The sequence below is a fragment of the Nocardia sp. MH4 genome (genome assembly GCF_019266065.1).
Taxonomy (GTDB): domain Bacteria; phylum Actinomycetota; class Actinomycetes; order Mycobacteriales; family Mycobacteriaceae; genus Nocardia; species Nocardia canadensis.
In genome coordinates this window covers 1-13,650 of the sequence record NZ_LPNR01000122.1, presented here as the reverse complement: position 1 = coordinate 13,650, position 13,650 = coordinate 1, and the positions used below count along the sequence as shown (strand labels likewise).

Annotated in this window: 16 protein-coding genes and 1 pseudogene; 12 read left to right on the top strand and 5 right to left on the bottom strand. The window is 69.8% G+C overall.

Going from position 1 to position 13,650, the window contains the following annotated elements:
- Positions 1-229: 229 nt before the first annotated feature.
- Positions 230-844, bottom strand: coding sequence for a hypothetical protein (locus tag ATM97_RS27595; RefSeq protein ID WP_218721122.1), 615 nt, complete (start codon positions 842-844; stop codon positions 230-232).
- 79 nt (positions 845-923) lie between these two features.
- Here ATM97_RS27595 and ATM97_RS27590 point away from each other — a divergent pair, with 79 nt between their 5' ends.
- The gene (locus tag ATM97_RS27590; protein WP_218721121.1) at positions 924-1,745 is read left to right on the top strand and encodes an acyl-CoA thioesterase II; all 822 of its coding nucleotides are present in this window, start codon (positions 924-926) and stop codon (positions 1,743-1,745) included.
- A 9-nt stretch (positions 1,746-1,754) separates the two neighbouring features.
- On the opposite strand, the gene ATM97_RS27585 is transcribed toward ATM97_RS27590, so the two are convergent.
- Positions 1,755-3,449 carry an APC family permease gene (locus tag ATM97_RS27585; RefSeq protein WP_218721172.1) on the bottom strand — a complete coding sequence of 565 codons (1,695 nt, stop codon included), beginning with the start codon at positions 3,447-3,449 and terminating at the stop codon, positions 1,755-1,757.
- 212 nt (positions 3,450-3,661) lie between these two features.
- Between ATM97_RS27585 and pdxT the strand changes: the two genes are divergently transcribed.
- Together pdxT and ATM97_RS27575 are read left to right on the top strand one after the other, a co-directional pair.
- Positions 3,662-4,282, top strand: a complete 621-nt coding sequence (gene pdxT / locus ATM97_RS27580) for a pyridoxal 5'-phosphate synthase glutaminase subunit PdxT (RefSeq protein WP_218721120.1) — start codon at positions 3,662-3,664, stop codon at positions 4,280-4,282.
- Between the two features lie 92 nt (positions 4,283-4,374).
- Entirely contained in the window at positions 4,375-5,130 is a 756-nt protein-coding gene (locus ATM97_RS27575; protein ID WP_218721119.1) for a YebC/PmpR family DNA-binding transcriptional regulator, read from the top strand.
- Between the two features lie 64 nt (positions 5,131-5,194).
- Here the strand turns inward: ATM97_RS27575 and ATM97_RS27570 are convergent, their stop codons facing one another.
- Positions 5,195-5,695, bottom strand: a complete 501-nt coding sequence (locus ATM97_RS27570; RefSeq protein ID WP_218721118.1) for an SRPBCC domain-containing protein — start codon at positions 5,693-5,695, stop codon at positions 5,195-5,197.
- A gap of 105 nt (positions 5,696-5,800) precedes the next feature.
- Here ATM97_RS27570 and ATM97_RS27565 point away from each other — a divergent pair, with 105 nt between their 5' ends.
- From ATM97_RS27565 to ATM97_RS27540, 6 genes are all read left to right on the top strand, one after another.
- Positions 5,801-6,310, top strand: coding sequence for an O-acetyl-ADP-ribose deacetylase (locus ATM97_RS27565; RefSeq protein ID WP_218721117.1), 510 nt, complete (start codon positions 5,801-5,803; stop codon positions 6,308-6,310).
- Positions 6,311-6,360: 50 nt separating this feature from the next.
- Entirely contained in the window at positions 6,361-6,873 is a 513-nt protein-coding gene (locus ATM97_RS27560) for an MmpS family transport accessory protein (RefSeq protein WP_218721116.1), read from the top strand.
- A gap of 109 nt (positions 6,874-6,982) precedes the next feature.
- A complete protein-coding gene (gene ruvC, locus ATM97_RS27555; protein WP_218721171.1) occupies positions 6,983-7,552 on the top strand; it encodes a crossover junction endodeoxyribonuclease RuvC in 570 nt (189 codons plus the stop codon).
- Positions 7,549-8,148, top strand: coding sequence for a Holliday junction branch migration protein RuvA (gene ruvA / locus ATM97_RS27550; protein ID WP_218721115.1), 600 nt, complete (start codon positions 7,549-7,551; stop codon positions 8,146-8,148). The genes ruvC and ruvA overlap by 4 nt, the downstream gene beginning before the upstream one ends.
- 3 nt (positions 8,149-8,151) lie before the next feature.
- Positions 8,152-9,249 (top strand): Holliday junction branch migration DNA helicase RuvB, encoded by a 1,098-nt coding sequence (gene ruvB / locus ATM97_RS27545; RefSeq protein WP_218721114.1) that lies wholly within the window; start codon positions 8,152-8,154, stop codon positions 9,247-9,249.
- A gap of 43 nt (positions 9,250-9,292) precedes the next feature.
- Positions 9,293-9,805, top strand: a complete 513-nt coding sequence (locus ATM97_RS27540) for a GtrA family protein (RefSeq protein WP_308248646.1) — start codon at positions 9,293-9,295, stop codon at positions 9,803-9,805.
- A gap of 13 nt (positions 9,806-9,818) precedes the next feature.
- Here ATM97_RS27540 and ATM97_RS34810 read toward each other — a convergent pair whose 3' ends face one another.
- Both ATM97_RS34810 and ATM97_RS27530 read right to left on the bottom strand, forming a co-directional pair.
- Positions 9,819-10,397: a DivIVA domain-containing protein gene (locus ATM97_RS34810; protein WP_218721113.1), complete on the bottom strand. Its 579-nt coding sequence runs from the start codon at positions 10,395-10,397 to the stop codon at positions 9,819-9,821.
- 36 nt (positions 10,398-10,433) lie between these two features.
- A complete protein-coding gene (locus ATM97_RS27530) occupies positions 10,434-11,063 on the bottom strand; it encodes a TetR/AcrR family transcriptional regulator (protein WP_308248645.1) in 630 nt (209 codons plus the stop codon).
- A gap of 77 nt (positions 11,064-11,140) precedes the next feature.
- Between ATM97_RS27530 and ATM97_RS27525 the strand changes: the two genes are divergently transcribed.
- The 3 genes and pseudogenes from ATM97_RS27525 to ATM97_RS27515 all read left to right on the top strand — a co-directional run.
- Positions 11,141-12,631, top strand: coding sequence for an NAD(P)/FAD-dependent oxidoreductase (locus tag ATM97_RS27525; RefSeq protein ID WP_218721111.1), 1,491 nt, complete (start codon positions 11,141-11,143; stop codon positions 12,629-12,631).
- A 108-nt stretch (positions 12,632-12,739) separates the two neighbouring features.
- Entirely contained in the window at positions 12,740-13,081 is a 342-nt protein-coding gene (yajC, locus tag ATM97_RS27520; RefSeq protein WP_218721110.1) for a preprotein translocase subunit YajC, read from the top strand.
- A gap of 105 nt (positions 13,082-13,186) precedes the next feature.
- Positions 13,187-13,650: pseudogene (locus tag ATM97_RS27515) on the top strand (protein translocase subunit SecD); the annotation flags it as partial.

The window sequence follows — 13,650 nt, the reverse complement described above, 5'->3', positions numbered from 1 at the left end:
GTGAACGCGAAGGCGAATTTCACGCTCAACGGTCAGACCAATGTGGTGGATGTGCCGTTCGTGGCCGAGGACGGTAAGTGGAAGGTCCAGAAGACCTGGGCGTGCGGGATGCTGACCAATCTGGGGCAGCAGTCGGTCGCCTGCGCCTGAGCGCGGGAACCGAGAGCCCCGGCCGGACTACCGGCCGGGGCTTTGCGCTTTCTGGGGAAAGTCGCAGGGCGACAGCGTGTTACGGGCCGACCCGCAGCGCCGCCCGGTCGGGGTGGTCCCAGCGCACCGTCCAGGTGGCGGTCTCGGGCTGTTCGGCGGCGTGATCGCGCAGGGCGGGCAGTGTCCACTGCTCCGCGGGCGGCGTGCGGCGCAGCGCCGCCTGCTCGCTCAGCTCCAGCCGCACGGTGAGATCGAATTCCAGGCCGCGGCCCAGCAGCATCGGCCCGGCCAGCACCAGCACCAGATCGGCCTGCGCCGGGCGCAGGGCGGCCCTGGCCGACCGATCGCGGGCCTCGTCCCAGAGCGCGGGCAGCCAGCGACCGTTCGCCCGGAGCGCGTCGAGGAGCTCGCGGCGGACCGCGTCGTAGTCGAACCAGGCTGTGCGATAAGACCATGCGTCGTCGCGGCCGTATTCCATGCGCAGCGAGGCCGGGCGGACGAAATCGTGCAGCGCGACCACCTCGGCCGAGCGTCCCCGTTCGGTGAGCGTGGCGGCGATCCGGCGGGCCAGCTCGACCGGTGCCGCCGCGTCGGCGCCGTCGACGGCGAGCACGCGCCGCCCCGGCAGCGTGGCCACCCGGTCGGCGACGAGTTCCGCCACGGCGGTGGGGGAGGTGGGCGTGAACGACGGCACGGCACTATCACAGCAAATTCCGGGGCCCGGTGCCGAGCCGGACAGACCAGACGGTCGGCGACGGGATAATCTCGAGCGCATGGCGACTATCGAAGAGGCGCTCGAGATCGAGCAGCTGGAACGGGACATCTTCCGTGGTGCGGCCACCGAATCCCAGCTGACGCGCACCTTCGGCGGTCAGGTCGCGGGCCGGGCGCTGGTCTCGGCGGTGCGCACCGTCGACCCCGCCTTCCAGGTGCACTCGTTGCACGGCTACTTCCTGCGACCGGGCAATCCGGAGGAACCCACCGTCTACCTGGTCGAACGCATCCGTGACGGACGGTCCTTCTGCACCCGCCGGGTCACCGGCGTGCAGGACGGGCAGGCGATCTTCACGATGTCGGCCTCGTTCCACCGCGGTGACGAGGGGCCCGAGCACCAGGACGTGATGCCGACGGTGGAGGGCCCCGACGAGCTGCCCGATGCCAGCGTCACCATGAGTCCCGAGCGGCTGTGGGCGATGCGGGAGTGGGAGCACTGGGACATCCGCACGGTCCCGTCCGAGCAGGTCGCCCAGCGCGAGGGCTACGTCTCCCAGCAGCAGGTGTGGTTCCGGTACCGCCACAAGCTGCCCGACGACCCGCTGTTCCACGTCTGCACCCTCGCCTACATGAGCGATATGACGCTGCTCGGCTCGTCCAAGGTGGCCCATCCCGGCGAACCCACCCAGGACGCCTCGCTCGACCACGCCATGTGGTTCCTGCGCCCGTTCCGCGCCGACGAATGGCTGCTCTACGACCAGTCCTCGCCCTCGGCGGGCTTCGGCCGCGCGCTGACCGGCGGCAAGATCTGGGACCGCGAGGGCAACCTCGTCGCCGCGGTCGTCCAGGAGGGTCTGATCCGGACCCCGCGCCACAAGTAGGCCGGGGTCTCAGCGCACCTGCACACGCAGGTGACACACCACGGTGTCGGTCATCCTGCGCAGGACCCGCTCGAGCTCGTCGCTGCGGTGGCTGGGCACGACACGGTTCCAGCCCGAGGGCGGATCGACCTCGGCGATGACGACGACCTTGCGCCTGCCCGCGAAATGCGCGCGCACGTAGGCGGCGACGGGTCCGCCGACGGTCGCGTCGCTGTCCTCGAGCAGGACCAGGCGCACCTCGGGATGCCACGCCTCCCACGCCGCGGCGAACGCGGCCGTCGACTCACCCGGTAGACAGACATGTACCGCGGTCACGTCGTCACCGATCGACAGGGCCGCCGACAGCGCCTCCCGGCTGAGCTCACACACCTCGGCGATCGGCACGATGATCGCGGTGCCCGTGCGGCGCGGCCGCGCGGGCAGGACGCCGACCACGCCCCGAGAGTGCTCGATCTTGGTGTAGGTGTGTCGGATTCGCTCCATGCCGAGCATCAGCGCGGGCAGGACCAGCACGATCAGCCAGGCGCCCTCGGTGAGCTTCATCGCGGTGGTGACCACAGCGGCGACGAAGGTCAGCAGCGCGCCGAAGCCGTTGAGCGCGAGCCGCCATCGCCAGCCGTCGGACCTGATCTGCCACCAGTGCCGGACCATGCCGGTCTGGGCGATGGTGAAGCCGACGAACACGCCGATCGCGAACAGCGGTACCAGCGCGTTCATCTCGCCCCCGGCGGCCACCAGCAGCACCGCGGCGCTCACACCGAGGGTCAGCACGCCGTAGCGATACACCTGACGCGGGGTGGCGACGGCGAAACGGTGTGGCAGGCAGTTGTCGTCGGCGAGCAGCCGGGTCAGCGTCGGCAGGCCGCCGTAGGAGGTGTTGGCCGCCAGCGCCAGCAGTACCACCGTCGCGAACTGCACGACGTAGTAGCCGACGCCGTGCCCCAGCGCCGCCTCCGTGAGCTGCGAGAGCACGGTGGTGCCCGCGATCGGCCGCAGCGAGAACTTCTCGATCAGGACAGCCAGACCGATCAGCATCGTCCCGAGCAGCAGGCCCAGCGCGACCTCGGCCCGCTGGGCGCGCCGCACCCGGGGTTCCTGGAAGCTCGGCACCGCATTGGCGATCGCTTCCACACCGGTCAGCGCCGCGCACCCGCTGGAGAACGCCTTGAGCAACAGCAGCACGCCGACGGTGTGGATATCGCTCACCGCCGCCGTCCCGGCGGTGACGGCGGCGGGTTCGGAGCGCAGCAGCCCGCCGATGATCACCGCGAAGATGCCGGCGACGAACACCGCCGTCGGCACCATGAACGCGCGGGCACTCTCGGTGATACCGAGCAGATTCAGTGCGGTGATACCGACCAGCACCGCCAGGCAGATCCACACCGCGTACCCGTGCAGTGCGGGAAACGCCGAGGTCAGCGCGGCGACGCCGGCAGCGAGGGAGACGGCGACATTCAGCACGTAGTCGACGATCAGCGCGGCCGCCGCCAGCAGGCCGGCGCGATGCCCGAGGTGGCGTTCGGCCACCGCGTAGGCGCCGCCGCCGTCGGGGAACGCCGCGATGACCTGGCGGTAGGAGGCGATGAGGACCGCGAGCAGCGCCGCGATGGCCAGCGTGACCGGCAGGGTCATGCCGAGGCCGAGGCCACCCGCGGTCGCCAGCACCAGCACGATCGCCTCGGGACCGTAGGAGACCGACGCCATCGCGTCCAGGGACAGCCCGGCCAGGCCGGTGGAGACGGTGAGCCCGCGTCGGCGCGAGACGAACGGCGCAGGTCCGGAGCTCCCGCGCGGCAGTAGTGCGATCACCCTTGTGAGTGTCGGGCCGAACCGCCGGAACCTACCCCGGCGTTGACACAACCTTGACGGCGACCGTGAGCGGGCGCACATCGCACCGGCTCGTAAGCTCAGCGCCTGTGAACGCATCCTCCGCTGCCGCCCGGCCGACCATCGGCGTCCTCGCGCTCCAGGGTGACGTGCGCGAACACGTTGCCGCGCTGGAGCACTGTGGCGCCGACGCGGTGCTGGTGCGGCGCGAATCGGAGCTGGCCGCCGTCGACGGGCTGGTGCTGCCCGGCGGCGAGTCGACCGCGATCTCCAAGCTGCTGCAGGCCTTCGAGCTGCTCGAGCCGCTGCGCGCCCGGCTGCGCGACGGGCTGCCCGCCTTCGGCTCCTGCGCGGGCATGATCCTGCTGGCCTCGGAGGTGCTCGACACCAGGCCCGACGCCCAGCACCTGTCCGGCATCGATATGACCGTGCGCCGCAACGCCTTCGGCCGCCAGGTCGACTCGTTCGAGACCGATCTCGATTTCACCGGCCTCGACACGCCGGTACGGGCCGTGTTCATCCGCGCTCCGTGGGTCGAACGGGTCGGTGAGGGCGTGGAGGTACTGGCCCGGGTGCCGCACGGTCCGGCGCGGGGCCGCATCGTCGCCGCCCGGCAGGGCAACGTCGTGGCGACCTCGTTCCATCCCGAGGTGACCGGCGATCTGCGGGTGCACGAGCTGTTCGTCGACCTGGTTCGTTCGGCACGGTAACGCCCGCGGCCACTGCGCGCCCGCGGCCCGAGTAGGCTGGATCGAGCTTGTCCGCCCGGGCAGACGCGCAACCGACCTGAAGGAAGTAGGGCATGAGCGGCCACTCCAAATGGGCCACCACCAAGCACAAGAAGGCGGGAATCGACGCCAAGCGCGGCAAACTCTTCGCCAAGCTGATCAAGAACATCGAGGTGGCGGCCCGCACTGGTGGTAGTGACCCTGCGGGTAACCCGACGCTGTACGACGCCATCCAGAAGGCGAAGAAGTCGTCGGTCCCCAACGACAACATCGAGCGCGCCCGCAAGCGTGGCGGCGGCGAGGAAGCCGGCGGCGCCGACTGGCAGACGATCATGTACGAGGGCTATGGCCCCAACGGTGTCGCCGTGCTGATCGAGTGCCTCACCGACAACCGCAACCGCGCCGCGGGCGAGGTCCGCGTCGCGATGACCCGCAACGGCGGCAACATGGCCGATCCGGGTTCGGTGGCCTACCTGTTCGGCCGCAAGGGCGTGGTGACCCTCGAGAAGAACGGCCTGACCGAGGACGACATCCTCGAGGTCGTGCTCGACGCGGGCGCCGAAGAGGTCAACGACCACGGTGAGGCCTTCGAGATCATCAGCGAGCCCGGCGATCTGATCGCCGTGCGCAGCGCCCTGCAGGCCGCGGGCATCGACTACGACTCCGCCGAGTCCGGCTTCCAGGCTTCGGTCTCGGTCGCGGTCGACGCCGAAGGCGCCCGCAAGGTGCTCAAGCTGGTCGACGCGCTCGAGGACAGCGACGACGTGCAGAACGTCTACACCAACGTCGATATCTCCGACGAGGTCGCCGCCCAGCTCGACGACGAGTAGGAACTCGCGCATCGCCCACGCACCGCCCCGGCCGGGACTTCGGCCGGGGCGGTGCGTGTTCCGGCTAGGACGCGCGCTCGGTGTAGTAGGCCGCCATCGCCGGGTAGTAGTCGGCGAAGCTCGGTCGCTCGGTCTGGGTGCAGGCGGCCACGAACATGTCCGCGTAGTACTCCCATCCGGGACCGATCTGCGGGATCTCGGCCAGCTGGTACTCCGAGGTGAGGTGATGGACCAGGCGCACGTCGGTGGCCGCCCCGGTGTCGAGCAGCGTCACTTCCAGCCGCCACACGCCGATCTGGTCGGTCGAGGACAGGCCCAGGTGGATCGGCGGGGTGCACTCGTCGATGTTCATGCCCGTCCACGGTTCGCCCTCCTCGAACCGCATCTGCACCCGGATGGTGTTGCCGGTGCCCGCCTGTCCCTCCCAGGTGCCGTACCAGCCCGCGGTCAGGTGCGGGTCGGTCAGCCGCGCCCACACCTCCTCGATCGGCAGGCCCAGCGACCGCGTGATCACCAGATCACGACCGTCGGGCGTCGGCTGGATCTCGCCGGTGGGTGTGGGCATGCGCGGTTCTCCTCGGCTCGGGTGGAGCGACGATCGGCGACGGTGTCGACGGTACGCCGCGATATCCGCTGGTGTCGCGCTCGGCGCGGCCAGCACAATGGACCCATGACCCGGATCGAGGCGGTACGCGGCGACATCACCGAACAGCGCGTCGACGCGGTGGTCAACGCCGCCAACTCCTCGCTGCTCGGCGGTGGCGGCGTCGACGGCGCGATCCACCGCAAGGGCGGACCCGAGATCCTGTCCGCGTGCCGTGACCTGCGCGCCTCGCACTACGGGAAGGGCCTGGCCACCGGGCAGGCGGTGGCGACGACCGCGGGTCGGCTGCCCGCGCGCTGGGTGATCCACACCGTCGGCCCGGTCTGGTCGGCCTCCGAGGACCGCTCGGCCCTGCTGGCCTCCTGCTACCGCCAATCCTTGCGCGTGGCCACCGAACTGGGCGCGCGCACGGTGGCGTTCCCGGCCATCTCCACCGGCATCTTCGGCTGGCCGATGGACGACGGCGCCCGCATCGCCGTCGAGACCGTGCGCGCGGCAGGCCCGCCCGTCGACGAGGTGCGCTTCGTCCTGTTCGACGATCGCGCGCTCGCGGTCTTTGTTGCCGCGCTGGATTAGTCCCGTCGGGTAGTGTCCTGGCTCTATCCGCTTGTGCCCGAGGGGGACCGATGACCTATCAGCCGCCACCGCCGCCGTATCAGGGTGGATATCCGCAGGGCCAGGGCGGATATCCGCAGGGTGGGTATCCGCCGAACTACGGGTATCCGCAGTCGCCGAAGAAGAAGCCGGTCTGGCCGTGGATCGTCGGCGGTGTCGTGCTGGTGCTCGTCCTGCTCGGGGGTGGGTGCGCGGCGATCATCGGCGTGGCGGCCTGGCAGGTCGACAAAGAGGTCAACAGCAGCGCCGACCTGGTCTACGAGGTGAACGGCACCGCCTCGCAGGTCGACATCACCTACTACAGCGGCGATTTCGACCAGAACACCGCGAACGGGTCGATGGTGCCCTGGCGCAAGAACGTCACCGTCTCCGGCTTCGCCAAGATGGGCAGCATCACCGTGACGACGACGGGCACGGAGGAGGGCACCGTCAGCTGCCGGATCCTGCGTGACGGCAAGGTTCTCGACGAGGACACCTCCACCGGCTCCTTCGGCTTCGTCACCTGCAGCGTCACCATCGACTGACCGCGCGGCGCACGGTGGCGGCGGGCCGCCGCCCGTGTCGCTGGTCGGGTGGGGCGGGAGAATGCTCTAGACTTTCGAACAACTGTTCGTGTCTTCGAAGGGGCTGCCGGTGCGGGTGATGGGCGTCGATCCCGGGCTCACCCGGTGCGGGCTCAGCATGGTGGACAGTGGGCCGGGGCGCAAGGTCGTCGCGCTCGATGTCGGGGTGGTGCGGACGCCGCCGGAGGCGGAGCTGGCGCTGCGGCTGATGGCCGTGGCCGACGCGGCCGAGGAATGGATGGACACGCATCGGCCCGAGGCCGTCGCGATCGAGCGAGTCTTCGCCCAGCACAACGTGCGTACCGCGATGGGGACCGCGCAGGCGGGCGGGGTGATCGCGCTGGCCGCGGCCCGGCGCGGGATCAAGGTCGCCTTCCATACGCCCAGTGAGGTCAAGGCCGCGGTCACCGGCAACGGCACCGCCGACAAGGCGCAGGTCACCGCCATGGTGACTCGGATCCTCGGGCTGCGGGTCGCCCCGAAACCCGCCGACGCCGCCGACGCGCTCGCCCTGGCGATCTGTCATTGTTGGCGGGCGCCGCTGATGGACCGGATGGCGGCCGCGCAGGCGCAGGCGGACGAGGTCCGCCGCCGCTACGAACAACGGCTGGCCGAACAACGAAAGGTGGTGCGCGGGTGATCGCGTCGGTACGCGGCGAGGTACTCGAGATCGCGCTCGATCATGTGGTGATCGAGGCCGCCGGCGTCGGCTACCGGCTCAACGCCACCCCCGCGACGTTGGCCGGGCTCAGCCGCGGCGAGGAGACCCGCCTCTACACGGCGATGATCGTGCGCGAGGACTCGATGACCCTGTTCGGCTTCGCCGACACCGAGGCTCGCGACCTGTTCGGCCTGTTGCAGACGGTGTCCGGCGTCGGCCCCCGGCTGGCGATGGCGGTGCTGGCCGTGCTCGAACCGGAGGCGCTGCGCAAGGCGCTGGCCGAGAGCAATGTCGCCGCGCTCACCCGGGTGCCCGGTATCGGCAAGCGCGGTGCCGAACGGATGGTCGTCGAACTGCGCGACAAGGTGAACCTGGTGCCGGTGCCCGCCGGTCCGCCCGGCGCGCAGGTCCCGGTCACCCCGGTGCGTGAACAGGTCACCGAGGCGCTCGTCGGGCTCGGATTCCCCGTGAAGCAGGCCGAACCGGCCGTCGACGCCGTCTTGGCCGACCAGCCCACCGCGACCACCTCCGTCGCCCTGCGCGCCGCTCTCGGCCTGCTCGGCAAGAACAGGTAGGCCATGGACGACGATGTCGAGCTCGCGGCAGGCGACCCCGACGATTCCGCCCTCACCGCGCGGTATCTGCACTCCGACGGCGAAGCCGAGACCGGTCTGCGCCCCACCTCGCTCGACGACTTCATCGGTCAGCCGCGTGTGCGCGAGCAGCTCGCCCTGGTGCTGCGCGGCGCCCGGCAGCGTGGCGCCACACCCGATCACGTCCTGCTCTCGGGACCGCCCGGCCTGGGCAAGACCAGCATGGCGATGATCATCGCCGCCGAACTCGGCACCGCGCTGCGCATCACGTCCGGCCCCGCCCTGGAACGCGCGGGCGACCTCGCCGCGATGCTGTCCAACCTGGTCGAAGGCGATGTGCTGTTCATCGACGAGATCCACCGGATGGCCCGCCCCGCCGAGGAGATGCTGTACCTGGCGATGGAGGACTTCCGGGTCGACGTGGTGGTCGGCAAGGGCCCCGGCGCGACCTCGATTCCGCTCGACATCGCCCCGTTCACCCTCGTCGGCGCCACCACCCGCTCCGGCGCGCTGACCGGTCCGCTGCGCGATCGTTTCGGCTTCACCGGCCACATGGACTTCTACGATCCCGCCGAACTGCTGCGGATCCTGCAGCGCTCGGCGCGCATCCTCGGTGTGCGGATCGACCACGACGCCGCCGCCGAGGTGGCGGGCCGCTCCCGGGGCACCCCGCGCATCGCCAACCGCCTGCTGCGCCGCGTCCGCGACTTCGCCGAGGTCAGGGCCGACGGCGTGATCACCCACCCGATCGCGATGGCCGCGCTCGAGGTCTACGACGTCGACGCGCTCGGTCTGGACCGGCTCGACCGCGCCGTGCTCGGCGCGCTGGTGCGCGGGTTCGGTGGGGGACCGGTGGGTGTGTCCACGCTCGCGGTCGCCGTCGGCGAGGAAGCGGCCACCGTCGAGGAGGTGTGCGAGCCGTTCCTGGTGCGTGCCGGACTCGTCGCCCGCACCCCGCGCGGCCGGGTCGCGACCGCGGGGGCGTGGGAGCATCTCGGGCTGGTGCCGCCGCCGGATCTGGTCATCGGCGCCATCGAAGTACGGGGGCGCGAACCGCACCCGAGCATGGACCTGCTCGACTGAGCCCGCTGGGCGAGGCACCCGATCGTCGTCTACTGTCGGCCGGGTGGCAGTCCATGCGGTGGTGCAGCGATTCCCCGAGCCGTTGCGTTCCCTGCTCCTGAAGCATCGGGAGCTCCTGAAGTTCGCGGTCGTCGGCGCGATCACCTGGTTCATCGACACCGGGGTCGTGTACGCGGTGAAGCTGACCGTGCTCGGCGACAAGCCGCTGACCGCGCGCCTGCTCGGCGCGCTGATCGCGACCATCGCCTCCTACATCCTCAATCGGGAGTGGTCCTTCCGCACCCGCGGCGGCAGGCAGCGCAGTCACGAGGCGGCGTTGTTCTTCACCGTCAGCGCGCTGGGCATCGGCGTCACGATGATCCCGCAGGCGATCTCGCTGTACGTGCTGAATCTGCGGGTGCCGCACGTGGATCCGGTGGTGCAGGCGGTGGCCAACTTCGTGTCGGGGCAGATCCTGGGCGTGCTGCTGGCGATGGCGTTCCGGTTCTGGGCGTTCCGTCGCTACGTCTTCCCCGACGACCTGCGCGAGGCCGAACTGCACAGCATCCAGGGCTGATCCGCCCCGGTGGTCACTGCCTGCGTTCGACGTGCTCTAGCGCGGTGATGACCAGATCGACGAAGGCGTCTACCTCCTCGCGGGAGTAGCCGCGGGTGCCCAGGCGGGTGTCGGTGAACCGCACGCCGCGCACATCGGCGGCGGTCAGGCTGCCCGGGCCGTTGTGCGCCAGGGTCGCGGCGACCAGGTCGAGGAAGGCGTCGACCTCCTCCTCGTGGTAGCCGCGCCTGCCGACCGCCGACTGACTGAACCGCATGCGGTGCACGTCGTCCGGGGTGAGCATCTCGGCCACACCGTCGCCGGGCCGGGCCGCCGGGACCGGCGCGCCGCCCTTCTGGCGGTATTCGAGTTCGGTGCGGACCCGGTCGAGGAAGTCGTCGACCTGATCGGCCTGATAGCCGCGACCACCGAAACGCGGTGCGCCGAAGTGCACGTGCCGGATGTCGTCGGCGGTGAGGACGCCCTGCCCGTCCAGGGTGGCCGAGACCAGCTCGAGGAACGCGTCGACCTCGTCGGCGTGGTAGCCACGATGGCCCAGGGTCGGCATGGCGAAGTGGGTGCGGCTCACATCGTCGGGCGTCACAGCGGTCATTGTGTCAGGATTGCCCTTCTATCCCACGGGTTTTCGTCATCGCGCAGCAACTCGGACGCCTTCGATGAACAGCCGCCGTACCGCGTGACTGTACACCGCAAGCAGCGCCGGATCAGGGGTTCGCATGCCGTGCACGATGCCCGCGACCACCATCCCCAGCGCCGCTTTCGCTGTGGTGGGAGTATCCAGATCCGGGCGCAGGTAACCGCACCGCACGCCGTGGTCCAGGTAGCCGGCGATGACGACCTCGGTGGAGTCGAGCAGACCGAACACCCGCGCGGTCAGCTCGTCGTCGATGCCGGTCGCGTGGACCAGCAGCAACTGCGGCACCCGGGGATCGTCGAGCAGCACACGATTGAGCGAATCGCCGATCCGGTCCAGCAGCGCGGTGTACTCGTCGAGGGTGGTCGCGGTCTCGGGGCTGAGATCGGTGGCCAGCGCGGTGAACACGCGGCCGGTCACGTCGTCGATGACGTGGTCGATGATGTCGCGCTTGTTGGCGAAGTAGCGGTAGAAGGTGCCGTGCCCGATGCCGAGGCGTACGGCGATATCGGCGATGCCGGTGGCGTGATAGCCCTTCTCGGAGAAGCAGTCGAACGCGGTGTCGATGATCTCCCTGCGCAATTCGGCTTTGCGCTGTTCGACGCGGGCGGATGGCTTCGTCACCGGGCCGATGTTACTGTCGCCGCCGGCGGAATGATGTGTCATTCTGTAACAGACACCTGATGATGTGGAGGTTCGGCGTGGCACCTCAATGGGACGCGGTCGTGGTCGGGGCGGGTTTCGGCGGCATCGGCGCCGGCATCGAGCTCGACCGGCTCGGACTGCGCGATTTCGTGATCCTCGAGCGCGAGGACGACCTGGGCGGCACCTGGCATGTGAACCGGTATCCCGGCCTGGCGGTCGACATCGCCTCGGTGACCTACTCCTATTCCTTCGAGCCGAATCCGCACTGGACCCGGCTGTTCGCCCCCGGCGCCGAGCTCAAGAAGTACGCCGAGCACGTGGCCGACAAATACGACCTGCGCAGGCGGATGCGGTTCGGGACCACCGTCGACGGTGCCCGCTGGGACGAGGACAACCAGCAGTGGGTGGTCTCGATCGCCGGCGGCGAGACGGTCACCGCGCGCTACCTGCTCGCGGCCACCGGGTTCCTGTCCCAGCCCTACACCCCGCCGTTCCCCGGCATCGAGTCCTTCGCGGGCAAGATCATCCACACCACCGACTGGGACGACAGCTACGACCTGACCGGACGCAGGGCCGCCGTGATCGGCACCGGCGCCACCGCGGTCCAGCTGGTGCCCGAGGTGGCCGAGCGGGTCGACGCGCTGACCGTGTTCCAGCGCACGCCCATCTGGGTGGTGCCCAAGATCGACGCCCCGATTCCCGGCGCCGTCCAGAAACTGTTCGCCAAGGTGCCGCTCACCCAGAAGACGGCACGGCTGGCCAACACGAGCATGCTCGAGGCCCTGATGGTCGTCGGCGTGCTGCACTACGCGCAGGCCAAACCGCTGAACAAGGCGGCCGCCGCCCTGGCCAAGGCGCACCTGTTCGCGCAGGTCCGCGACCCGAAGACCCGGGCCCAGCTGACCCCGCACTACGACTTCGGCTGTAAGCGCCCGACGTTTTCCAACACCTACTTCAAGACGTTCAACAAGCCGCACGTGCGACTGGAGACGAACTCGATCGACCATGTCGAACCCGACGGCATCGTCACCGCCGACGGGCACAAGACCGAGATCGACACATTGCTGCTGGCCACCGGCTTCAATCTGTGGGACGTGAACTTCCCGGCCATCGAGATCGTCGGCCGGGACGGGGTGAATCTCGGCAAGTTCTGGCGCGACAACCGCTTCCAGGCCTACGAGGGCATCACCGTGCCCAAGTTCCCCAACTTCCTCAGCCTCAACAGCCCCTACTCCTACAGCGGGCTGTCGTACTTCACCACCATCGAGGCCCAGATGAAGCACATGGGCAGGCTGTTCACCGAGCTGTTCCGGCGCGGCGAACAGACCTTCGAGGTCACCGAGCGGGCCAACGCCGAGTTCCTGGACCGGGTCACCGACAAGCTGGGCTCCTCGGTGTTCTACGGGGGTGACTGCGCCGGCGCGCGCAGCTACTACTTCAATCAGCACGGTGAGGCGGCGCTGCTGCGCCCGACCAGCACCGCCGACGCGCACCGTGAGGCGGTCAGCTTCCCGCTCGACGACTACACCTACGGCCGCACCGCCTGAGCGGCGCGCGGAGGTCGTGACGGTGTCCGGTGTGTCGCCACGGCGGAGAACTGGCAGACTGTCAGGCGTACTTGCCCGTCCACCACTGACTAGGGACTGACTTCGACGATGGACTTCCTGTTTCCGCTGCTGATCCTCGCCCTGCTCGTGCCGATGTTCTTCGGTATCCGCAAACAGAAGCGGGAGGCCGAGAAGGTCTCGTCGATGCAGGAGGGTCTGAAGGTGGGTGACCAGGTCGTCACCACGTCGGGCCTGTACGGCACCGTCGTCGACCTCGACGACACCACCGTCGACCTGGAGATCGCCGAGGACGTCGTCACCACCTGGCTGCGTCAGGCGATCCGCGAGGTCCGGGCCGACGAGCAGGCGGTCGAGGAGACCACCCCCGCGACCGACGCCACCGTCGAGGAGTCCGCGGAGCAGACCGAGACCCGGCTGACCAAGGACTGATCGCGTTCCCTCGTCGCCGGTGCCCCGCGCTGCGGAACGCACCGGCGCGGGCATCGTCGTGCCCACCCGTTCCGACCTCGACTTCCGCCTAGGAGATGACCTGCTGTGCCACCTTCCCAGGGATCGGCGCATCCGTACCGGTTGCTCGGCGTCTACGCCGCGCTGCTGGCCGTGATCTACGCGCTGGTGTTCTTCACCGGTGACCATTCCCCCACGCCCAAGCTCGGCATCGACCTGCAGGGCGGTACCCGCGTCACCCTGACCGCGCGCACCCCCGACGGCAGCAGGCCCAGCCAGGACAGCCTGAAGAAGGCCCAGGAGATCATCGAGAACCGCGTCAACGGTCTCGGCGTCTCCGGCTCCGAAGTGGTCATCGACGGCGACAACCTCGTCATCACGGTGCCCGGTGAGGACAGCCAGCAGGCCCGCGCGCTGGCCACCACCGCCAAGCTGTACATCCGGCCGGTGCTGGCCGCGACGCAGCCACAGGCCGGTGGCGCCGCGCCGCAGGTGCCGCCGGCCCAGGGCGGGACGCCGACCACGAGCGCGCCCGCGCCCGGCGAGACCAC